At 70.1% G+C, this 9,804-nt stretch carries 6 protein-coding genes and 1 pseudogene; 3 read left to right on the forward strand and 4 right to left on the reverse strand.

Annotation, left to right across the window (positions count from 1 at the left end; translation table 11 throughout):
* Nucleotides 1–62: 62 nt before the first annotated feature.
* A pseudogene (locus AC08OP_RS14425) lies at nucleotides 63–1,268 on the forward strand (DUF2142 domain-containing protein); the annotation flags it as partial.
* 398 nt (nucleotides 1,269–1,666) lie between these two features.
* On the opposite strand, the gene AC08OP_RS14430 reads toward AC08OP_RS14425, so the two are convergent.
* The 4 genes from AC08OP_RS14430 to AC08OP_RS14445 form a co-directional block, all read right to left on the reverse strand.
* A complete protein-coding gene (locus AC08OP_RS14430; RefSeq protein ID WP_476614665.1) occupies nucleotides 1,667–2,737 on the reverse strand; it encodes an ABC transporter substrate-binding protein in 1,071 nt (356 codons plus the stop codon).
* Nucleotides 2,738–3,387: 650 nt separating this feature from the next.
* The gene (locus AC08OP_RS14435; protein ID WP_476614666.1) at nucleotides 3,388–4,308 is read right to left on the reverse strand and encodes a MurR/RpiR family transcriptional regulator; all 921 of its coding nucleotides are present in this window, start codon (nucleotides 4,306–4,308) and stop codon (nucleotides 3,388–3,390) included.
* Nucleotides 4,309–4,549: 241 nt separating this feature from the next.
* On the reverse strand, nucleotides 4,550–6,778 hold the full coding sequence (locus tag AC08OP_RS14440) for an NADP-dependent isocitrate dehydrogenase (protein ID WP_476614667.1): 2,229 nt from the start codon (nucleotides 6,776–6,778) through the stop codon (nucleotides 4,550–4,552).
* 413 nt (nucleotides 6,779–7,191) lie between these two features.
* Nucleotides 7,192–7,608, reverse strand: a complete 417-nt coding sequence (locus AC08OP_RS14445; RefSeq protein ID WP_476614668.1) for a hypothetical protein — start codon at nucleotides 7,606–7,608, stop codon at nucleotides 7,192–7,194.
* Nucleotides 7,609–7,943: 335 nt separating this feature from the next.
* Between AC08OP_RS14445 and AC08OP_RS14450 the strand changes: the two genes are divergently transcribed.
* The gene (locus AC08OP_RS14450) at nucleotides 7,944–8,789 is read left to right on the forward strand and encodes an isocitrate lyase/PEP mutase family protein (protein ID WP_476614669.1); all 846 of its coding nucleotides are present in this window, start codon (nucleotides 7,944–7,946) and stop codon (nucleotides 8,787–8,789) included.
* 524 nt (nucleotides 8,790–9,313) lie between these two features.
* The gene (locus AC08OP_RS14455; protein ID WP_476614670.1) at nucleotides 9,314–9,787 is read left to right on the forward strand and encodes an epoxide hydrolase family protein; all 474 of its coding nucleotides are present in this window, start codon (nucleotides 9,314–9,316) and stop codon (nucleotides 9,785–9,787) included.
* The last annotated feature ends 17 nt before the right edge of the window (nucleotides 9,788–9,804 follow it).

Here is a 9,804-nt window from a genome sequence, read left to right on the forward strand (position 1 = left end):
CGGCCGGCCGGTCCCCGGGTGCGTCCCGGCTGCCTCCCCGGCTTCTCGTCGCGGGGTTCCTCCTGCTCGTCGCCGCCTGGGTCGGCACCAACCCGCCGGGGTTCGGCCCCGACGAGCCCGCCCACTTCGTGAAGGCGGTCGGCGCGGGCACCGGGCAATGGACGGGAACACCCGGCCGGCTGGCACATCCGTCGTTCGGCAACGGACCGGGCCGCACCGAACGGATCGACTGGATCAATCGCAACAGCCGCGTCTTCGCCCTGCCCGCCGGGCTCAACCCCGGCGCGGCGGGGTTCCCCTGCGACCTCTTCCGCGACTGGCTGTCCGTCGCGTGCCTCGACCGTCCGCACTCCCGGCCGCCGGCGACGCGGGCCCTCAGTTACGTGGGCACCTATGAGCCCTATCTCTACGCGGTCGAGGGTGCCGTGATGACCCGCACGCACACGGCGGACGGCGCGCTCTACGCCGGGCGGGCGACCTCGGCTGCCATCGTGGTGACACTGTTGGCGATCATCATCGTCGCCTCCTGGGATTCCCGCGCCGGACTGCTCTCGGTCGGCGGCGTGCTGCTGGCGGTCTCGCCGATGGCGTTGTTCCTGGGTTCCGTCCTCGGCACGAACGGGATGGAGATCGCGGGCGCGACCGCGTTGTTCACCCTGGCGCTGCGGCTCGGTCGACCGGGCGCGCCGCCGAGGTGGATCTGGCCCGCCCTCGGCCTCGTCGCCGCGCTGGTGGCGTTGTCCCGGCCGTCCGGCCCCCTGTGGGTGCTGCTCACCCCGGTGATCGCCGTCGGTCTCGCGGCCCCCCGCGCGCGGGCGCGGGCCGTCGATGCGGTACCCGCCGTCGAGCAGCCCTGGCCAGTCGAGCAGCCCCGGCCAGCAGAAGAGACCCGGCCAGCGGAGGGGACCCGGCAGCACCGGCTGGTCGGGTGGCTCTCGGTTCCGTGGATCGTCCTCGCCGTGGCCGGGGTCGTCGCGACCGCGGCCTGGGAGAAGCGCGTGCAGCCGCACCCGGGGATAAGCCGTGAGCTCGCGGAACAGGGGCTGCGGCAGCTGTCGTCCGACGCGCCCGCCTGGGCACGGCAGTGGGTCGGGGTGTTCGGCTGGGCGAGCCTGCGGATGCCCTCGTTCGCCTACTGGACATGGGGCGCGTGCCTGCTGGTCCTGCTCGGCGCGGCGTTCGTCGTGGGAACCTGGCGGCAGCGGGTCCGCCTCGGCGCGGTGCTGATCGGCGTGGTGGCGGTGGCGGTGGCGCTCGACGTGCTGGTCCTGCGGCAGACGCGCTTCCCGGTTTACGGGCGGTACCTGCTGCCGATCGCGGTGCTGGTGCCCTTGGCGGCCGGGGAGATCCTGACCCGGCGGGCCGCGCGCATCCCCGCGGCCCTGCGCCGGGCGGGGCCCGCCGTCGCCGTCATGGCGGTGGTCGCGGTGCATACCGTCGGCCTGTGGACAGACTGGCACCGCAGCGCCGTGGGCATCTATGGACCGGCCTGGTTCCTGGGCTCGTCGCAGTGGAATCCTCCGGGTGGCTGGGTCCCCTGGATGGCCCTGGCGGGAGCCGGTGCCTGCTGCCTGCTCGCCGCCGCCGCGGCGGCGGCCGGGCCGCGGCGTTCGCCCGCATCGCCCGGCGGCGGGGACGCGTCAGATCAGGGCCCGGCCGGCCCGGGTCACGAGGCGGCCCGACCGGGCGTGATTTCCTTGCCACACAGGTTCTCCGCCACGACGCCGAAGGCCGTACCGGCATTGTTGACCTGGACGAAGGCCAGGCAGGTGCTCTGCCGGCCCAGACTGTTCCTGAGGTCGATCGGCTGGATCAGGCCGCCGGCATCGTAGTTCGTCACCGACCGCAGTCCGTCGACGAAACCCTGCCGGGTGGGGCAGTCCCCGGCCTCCTCCAGACCGCGCAGGAACAGGTCGGTGTTGATGTAGGCCATCATCGTGATCTCCTGCTCCGGGTCCTCCCGCTGGGGGGCGTAGCGCCGCATCGCGTCGATGTAGCTCGTGATGGGAGGGCCGCCGGCCTCGAAGGGCCTGTGGAAAACCAGGACCGTGACGCCGGCAACGGCGGCGCCCGCATCACGCAGCAGTCGGCCATCGTAGCCGCTGGCGGCAAGGATCACCGTGGGATTCCCACCGGCGGCGCGGATCGCGTTCAGCACGGCGGGGAGTTCATGGGCGTCGACCACGGTGAGGAGGGTGTCGGCGCGAGCCGCGACGATCCGTTGGGCGATCGCCGCCGGGCTGTCGGCGTTCGCCGTGTAGCTCACCTCGTCGACGACCGGGATGCCGACTGACTGCACGCTCTGCACGATCTTGCTTCCGGTGTCCGCGATCCCGGCCGACAGGGCGGTCCTGAGCAGAACGGCCCTGGTTCCCCCGCGTGACTGGACGAGCCTGCCGTACGTGTCGATAGCGGATCCGGTGATGTAGAACGACGAGAACATGTTCCGGTACTTCGACCAGACTTCCTCGCGCCAGTCGTACACGATTTTCCGGCCGTGTACCCCGCCACGCTCGTTGGCCAGCCCGATCCGGGCGTCGAGGCCGGCTCGCGCGGCAGAGAAGGGCGCGAGCACCCCCGAGTCGGGGTAAAGCACACCTAGCCTGATCTGATCCGCCGTCACTCCAGGAGTGTCACAGGAGCCCGCGGACGCCTTTCCGGACGAACAACCGCCGGTGCCGGCAGCTACCACCAGCAGGGCGGCGGCGATACCCAAGGGCAGGACTGGGCGGCGCATAGGCGAGGGACCCCCGAGGAGAACAAGACAGGCAGCACAGGGAAATATCCGTTCACGCTCCGGCCCGCTCGACGAATGGGCGAGAGCGCGTGGGCGGACCTCGCTGTATATGGACTATGGGACAGCTACCGTCAACCGTCGGCTGGTGCCCGCCGGCAGACGTCCCGACATTACCCAACACCACCTTCGGGCGTAGCGGTTCAGCTGACGCGGCCGGGTGTTCGGTGTCCCGTGGGAAATCATTGTCACCACGGCTACAGTTGTTCCCGGTGCACGGGACGGCCGGCCAGGCAGGCAGGAAGACCACCGGCGGAACAACAGTAGGACTCGACAAGCCACGGCCCCGGTGCACGTGGGGTTTCGTGCCCACGGGAGATTTCTTCGCGATCCGTCTCGGTCAGCGCCTCGCCGCGCGCTCGGCCTCCTTGTCGGTGGGCCGCATGATGTGTATCACGGTGACGTGATTCACCTGCGGTGCACTGACCGTTTGAGACCGCCTCCCAGGCCAGCTCGTCCCGGTGCAGCGGCTGGGTCGCCTCGCCCGGGAAGACGGAGATCACCTGGGTGAGGTGGAGCTGGCCGGCGTCGCCGTGGGCGGCAGGTGGTTGGCGGCGAGAGTGGTGTTCATGGTCGGACACTCCTAGACATGATCAGATGCGGTGCTCGGTGATAACGTCGCCGGTCGCGGCCAGCGCGTCCTGGGATTGCCGGTGCCGTAACGCGATCAGAACGAAGATCGCGTCGAGGACCACCAGGTGCACGATCCGGCTGGTCATGGTTTCGACCCGATAGGCGGTCTCCCGGCTGCCCGCGACCAGCACCGACTCGGTCAGCTCGGTCAGCGGCGAACTGGCGAAACTGGTCAGCGCCACCGTGGCCGCGCCGGTGGTCGCGGCGGTACGCATCGACGCCAACGTCTCGGTCGTCGACCCGGTGTGGCTGATCGCGAAACAGACGTCCCCCGGGCCCAGCATCCGCGCCGACACGTGCTGGACGTGCACATCCGCCGGGTAGACGGCCGGCAGCCCGATCGTCGTCAGCCGGTAGGCGACGTCGGCGGCCAGCGGGGCCGACGTCCCGACCGCGACGAACAGAATCCGCCGCGCGTTGATCATCAGGTCTACGACGCGGTCCAGCGCGCCCGCGTCCACCGCGCGGGCCGCGACGCTCAGCGCGCCGGCCATCCCCGAGAACACCTTGCGGACCACCTCGGGTGAGCCGTCGTCCGCGGAGATCTCGTCGAGCAGTTGCCGTTCGACCGGGATCGCCTGCCGCGCCAGGCGCAGCTTCAGGTCCTGGAACCCGCGCAGGCCGAGTGTCTGACAGAACCGGATCACCGACCCGACCGAGCTCCCGGACACCTCGGCCAGCTGGGTCACCGACATGTCCAGGACCTCCAGCGGCGCCGGCAGCACCGCATCGGCGACCCGCCGCTCCGCCGGCGACAGGCCCGGCAACCGGGATCTGATCAGCTCCAGCGCGTCGCCGTCACCGACCGGCCCGGGACCCCGCTCAATATCGCCGACCGGCCCGGAAAATCGCTCAACCACCCGGCTGACGCTAGGCGCCACCCATGAACCTCAGGGGACGGACATGTCAATGACGGAATAACAATCCATATGTCGGTTCATCACTGGAGCAAAGTTCTGCCGCGACAGGTGGAGGCCATTGCACTACACAGAGTCACGACACGGTCGCGGCCTGGCGGCGGACCGGCCCCGGCCCCGGGCTCCGGGGCCCTTCCCCTCATCGCGTCATCGCGTCATCGCGTGGGATCCCCCTCGTTGGCGTGGGACCCTCGCTCGGGTCTCGTCAGCCGAGGCCGGCGAGGCTGGCGATGGCCTCGTTGAAGCTCTTCGACGGACGCATGACGGCCGCGGCCTTGACGGGGTCGGGCTGGTAGTACCCCCCGATGTCGGCCGGCGAGCCCTGGACCGCGATCAGTTCGTCGACGATCGCCTTCTCCTGGTCGGCGAGCGTCTTGGCGAGACCGGCGAACGCCTCCGCGAGACGGGGGTCGCCGGTCTGCGCGGCCAGCTCCTGCGCCCAGTAGAGCGCCAGGTAGAAGTGGCTGCCGCGGTTGTCGAGGCCCCCCAGCCGGCGGCTGGGCGACTTGTCCTCGTTGAGGAAGGTGGCGGTCGCGCGGTCGAGGGTGTCGGCGAGCACCTGGGCACGCGCGTTGCCCGTCGTCCGCGCGAACTGCTCGAAGCTGGCCGCGAGCGCCAGGAACTCGCCCAGGCTGTCCCAGCGCAGGTAGTTCTCCTTGAGCAGCTGCTGGACGTGCTTGGGCGCGGAGCCGCCGGCGCCGGTCTCGAACAGGCCGCCGCCGTTCATGAGCGGGACGACCGAGAGCATCTTGGCACTCGTGCCGAGCTCCAGGATCGGGAACAGGTCGGTCAGATAGTCACGCAGCACGTTGCCGGTGACCGAGATCGTGTCCTCGCCGCGGCGGATCCGCTCCAGCGAGAACGCGATCGCGTCGACCGGAGCCTTGATCTCGATCCGCAGCCCGGAGGTGTCGTGCTCGGGCAGGTACGCCCGGACCTTCTCGATCAGCCTCGCGTCGTGGGCGCGGTTCTCGTCGAGCCAGAACACCGCCGGGTCACCGGTGGCGCGGGCGCGCGTGACGGCGAGCTTCACCCAGTCCCGGATCGGCGCGTCCTTGGCCTGGCAGGCGCGGAAGATGTCGCCGGCGGCGACCGCCTGCTCCAGCACCACGGTGCCGGCCTGGTCGACGATCCGCACCGTGCCCGTGGTAGGGATCTCGAAGGTCTTGTCGTGGCTGCCGTACTCCTCGGCCTTCTGCGCCATCAGGCCGACGTTGGCCACCGAGCCCATCGTCGCGGGGTCGTAGGCGCCGTGCACCCGGCAGTCGTCGATGACGACCTGGTAGATGCCGGCGTAGCTCGAGTCGGGCAGGACCGCCAGGGTGTCCGCCTCCCGGCCGTCCGGGCCCCACATGTGGCCGGAGGTACGGATCATGGCCGGCATGGAGGCGTCGACGATGACGTCGCTGGGCACGTGCAGGTTGGTGATGCCGCGGTCGGAGTCGACCATCGCCAGGGCGGGGCCCTCGGCGAGCTCCGCGGCGAAGGAGGCCTTGATCTCCTCGCCCTCGGGCAGCGATTCCAGGCCCTTGAGGATGCCGCCGAGCCCGTCGTTCGGGGACAGGCCGGCCGCAGCGAGCGTCGCGCCGTGGGTGGCGAACGTCTTCGGGAAGAAGGCCCGCACCACGTGGCCGAAGACGATCGGGTCGGAGACCTTCATCATCGTGGCCTTCAGGTGCACCGAGAACAGCACGCCCTCGGCCTTGGCCCGGGCGATCTGCGCGGTGAGGAACTCGCGCAGCGCGGCCACCCGCAGGACGGCCGCGTCCACGACCTCGCCCGCCAGCACCGGCAGGGACGGGAGCAGGACGGTGGTGCTGCCGTCGTCACCCGCGAGCTCGATGCGCAGCGCGCCGGCCGCGGCGATGATCGTGGACTTCTCGGTGGAGCGGAAGTCGTCGGCGCTCATCGTGGCGACGTTCGTCTTCGAGTCGGGTGCCCACGCGCCTATCCGGTGCGGGTGGGTCCGGGCGTAGTTCTTCACCGAGGCCGGGGCGCGGCGGTCGGAGTTGCCCTCGCGCAGCACCGGGTTGACGGCGCTGCCCTTCACCTTGTCGTAACGGGCGCGGATCTTCCGCTCCTCGTCGGTCTTCGGGTCGTCCGGGTAGTCCGGCAGCGCGTAGCCCTGCTGCTGCAGCTCGACGATCGCCGCCTTCAGCTGCGGAATCGAAGCCGAGATGTTCGGCAGCTTGATGATGTTCGCCTCGGGCGTCCTGGCCAGCTCACCGAGCTCGGCGAGCGCGTCCTCGACGCGCTGGGCCTCCTCGAGATCCTCGGGGAAACTGGCGATGATCCGCCCCGCCAGGGAGATGTCGCGGCTGTCGACACTGACCCCGGCCGTCGCGGCGTACGCCTGGACCACGGGCAGGAACGAGTACGTCGCCAGGGCCGGAGCCTCGTCAGTGTGTGTATAGATGATGGTCGAGTCAGTCACCGATACTCCGCTTCGCGTCTGTTTCATCTGGGTATCAAGGTATGCCCTGAACGCCCGCTCCACCGGGGTCCTCGCCGGGCCGGGGCTGTCGGCAGCGGCACCCCACCGACCAGCATGATCGTTATATCGGGTCTCCCCGCGCGCGGGGCTCGGTGACGCTCCGGACAACCCGGGCACGCGGTCGCCGGCCGGTCCCGGACGGCCCGGCTCGCCGGCCATGGAGCCAACCTCGGGGCCAACCTCTCCAAACGCAACGCGACCATCTCCTCCGGACTCGCCGCGGTGGGGGCCGATGTAGCTTATTTCCTCGGCGATTGCGGCCGCCACATCCGGATCAGCCGCCAGCAACCGGGTGCGGGTGGGACGGCGCCGGGCAGGTATCGGGCAGGTGTTGGGAAAGTGTCGGGCAGGTGCTAGGTACTGCCACCCGCGGTGGCGGACACGACGCGGAGTAGGACGGTCAGGCGGTCCCAGGCGACGAGGGTGGCATCGTCACGCTCCTCGGTGGGCGGTGCCGCGGCGAGAAGCTGCACGGTTTTCACCGCCGCGTACAAGTACAGCGGTCGGGGCCGCCAGGCGATCAGCTGCGGGTACGTCTCGTCCAGCGCCCGGTGGACGAGGTACCGGACCGGGGCATCGGGGCGATGGTGCCCGGCATCCAGCTGGTGGAGGATGGCGGCGGCAGCGTCGACTTCGTCCGCGTCCGGGATCCAGGCGTAGGCCCGCAGGGCGGTCTCCGCTTCGGTGAGCGCCTCGCCCGCGGCTGCTATCGGGTCTCCGTCGCCGTGGGGCACGGGCGGCGGGGCCCAGTCATCGTCGTCGTCGGTCATAGGACCACCGTCCCTCACCGCGGGCGTCCTGGGCTGGCGACTGACCTCCTCCCCGCCCTGAAAGGTGGGCATCCCAACTCCTACACACCCACCAAAGGGGTGCGTGGTGGTGAGGTCCGCGGTTCACCGGCACGGCCGGTGCCATGCCTCCCCGTGCGTTCACCGCACGTCCTGCGGCAATATCCTGGGCGGCGTTGATGTCGGCGTTGCACCGAAACCCGCAGGCGACACCTGCGAAGATGACGACACCCGCGACGCCTCACCGGCCGTCGACCAGCGCGTAGAACTCATCTGTCCACGCCGGTGCCCCAACCGGCCCCAGGAAAGTTGATGTGATGGACGACGACACGACCGCGCAACATCGCAAAGCGGTGATATTCCGTGAGCTACACGAGCAGGACAGCCCGTTTGTCATGGCAAATGCCTGGGACGCCGGAAGCGCGCGCCTGCTAACGCAAGCCGGCTTTGTCGCCATCGGAACCACAAGTGCCGGGCTGGCCCTCAGCCACGGTGTGGCCGACGGCGCGAACCTGATCGACCGCACGCTGACTCTTGCCAACGTCCGTGCGATCGCCGCCGCAACCCCGCTACCGGTCTCCGCCGACCTCGAGAGCTGCTTCGCGCAGACGCCCAGGGACGTCGAGGAGACCGTTCTGCTGGCCGCCGAGGCTGGAGCCGTCGGGGGGTCCATCGAGGACGCCACCGGAATACCGCAGGCGCCGATCCTGGCCTTGGACGACGCCGTCACACGAGTCGGCCACGCGGTCGCCGCCGCGCGAAGCCTGCCCTTCCCCTTCGTCATCACGGCACGCGCCGAAAACTTTCTCTACGGCCACCCCGATCTCGAAGATACGATACGCCGCCTTCAGGCGTACGCGGCGGCCGGCGCCGATGTGCTTTACGCCCCGGGCCTACTGGGCCCGGACTCCATCCGCGAGCTCTGCAAGCGGGTCCAAGGCCCGGTGAACGTCCTGGTCGGCCCGCCCCCGTTCCCGTCGGTGACCGAACTGGGCCTGCTCGGTGCCCGCCGCATCAGTTTCGGCTCCCTCCTGCCGCGTATCGCTCTCGCGGCCGTGCTGCACGCGGCCCGGGAAATCTACGAAGAAGGTACGTTCTCAGGCGCCGCCGAGGCGACACCCTATGCGCAGGCCAATCAGATGATGTCCTCGGAGGTGCGGTAGCGCGGGCGGAGGCGGCTGCTCTTCACCGCCGTACGGGTCCGCCGACGAGACCGCCGACGACCGTGCCGGCAGCACCACCGTCAGCGGTCCCCGGCCCATCGGCGGTCCGCTTCGTCCCAGTCCTCATTGCGCCTGTCCAACCCCTGCCGCCAGTTCTCGGCGTCCGAGGCACTGCCGTAGGGACCCAGGCGCCGATGACCGGGCGCATCCGGCGGGTTCTCCGCGCGTCCGTGGTCGAGACACCACCACCAGCCGGACGGGTTCCAGGCCGAACTGTCCACGGACCCGGACCCGGACCCGGACCCGGAGCCGGATCGGGAACGGGAACGGGCCCGGCGGCGCGCCGCCATCCCTCGTAGCCATGTCCACATAGCCGTCTCCTACCCGGGTCACGCGCGCCCGATCCCCACGCGGCGATGTCGTTCCGGCCGAGCCGGACTCACCCGCTACGTCGACCGGCTCACCGGATACGTCGACCGGCGGTAGGAAGACGACGATGCGAAGAGGACGATGACGAGACGACAATGAGCCACGAAACCACGCCGTCGCACGCCGCCGAGACCCGGCCGTTCCCACTGGAGCCGACGCCGATTCACGTGCCCGACGACGTGCTCGCCGACCTCCAGCGGCGCCTGGAGTTGACTCGCTGGCCGCTCGATGCGGGCAACGAGGACTGGTATTACGGCGTGAACCGCGCCTACCTGCAAGAACTTGTCGACTACTGGCGCACCGGCTACGACTGGCGCAAGGCCGGAGTCGGCCCCGATCCGACCCCCCTGATCCTCACCCATGGCTGGCCCTGGACGTTCTGGCACTGGTCCAGGGTCATCGATCCGCTGGCCGACCCCGGCGCGTACGGCGGCGATCCCACCGAAGCATTCGACGTGATCATCCCCTCGTTTCCCGGCTTTCGCCCGGGAGGCGGTCGACGACCAGGCGGATCAGGGTGCCCTCGATCAGCCACGCCCACGAACCGCCACCTACAGCAAGATCCCTAAACCAGGTGAATGCTTAC

It is taken from the genome of Frankia sp. CeRuru1 (assembly GCF_977966315.1).

Coding starts and splice junctions, on each gene's coding strand:
- AC08OP_RS14430 (WP_476614665.1), bottom strand. CDS start 2,737: ATGCGCCGCCCAGTCCTGCCCTTGGGTATCGCCGCCGCCCTGCTGGTG.
- AC08OP_RS14445 (WP_476614668.1), bottom strand. CDS start 7,608: ATGACCGACGACGACGATGACTGGGCCCCGCCGCCCGTGCCCCACGGC.
- AC08OP_RS14450 (WP_476614669.1), top strand. CDS start 7,944: ATGGACGACGACACGACCGCGCAACATCGCAAAGCGGTGATATTCCGT.
- AC08OP_RS14455 (WP_476614670.1), top strand. CDS start 9,314: ATGAGCCACGAAACCACGCCGTCGCACGCCGCCGAGACCCGGCCGTTC.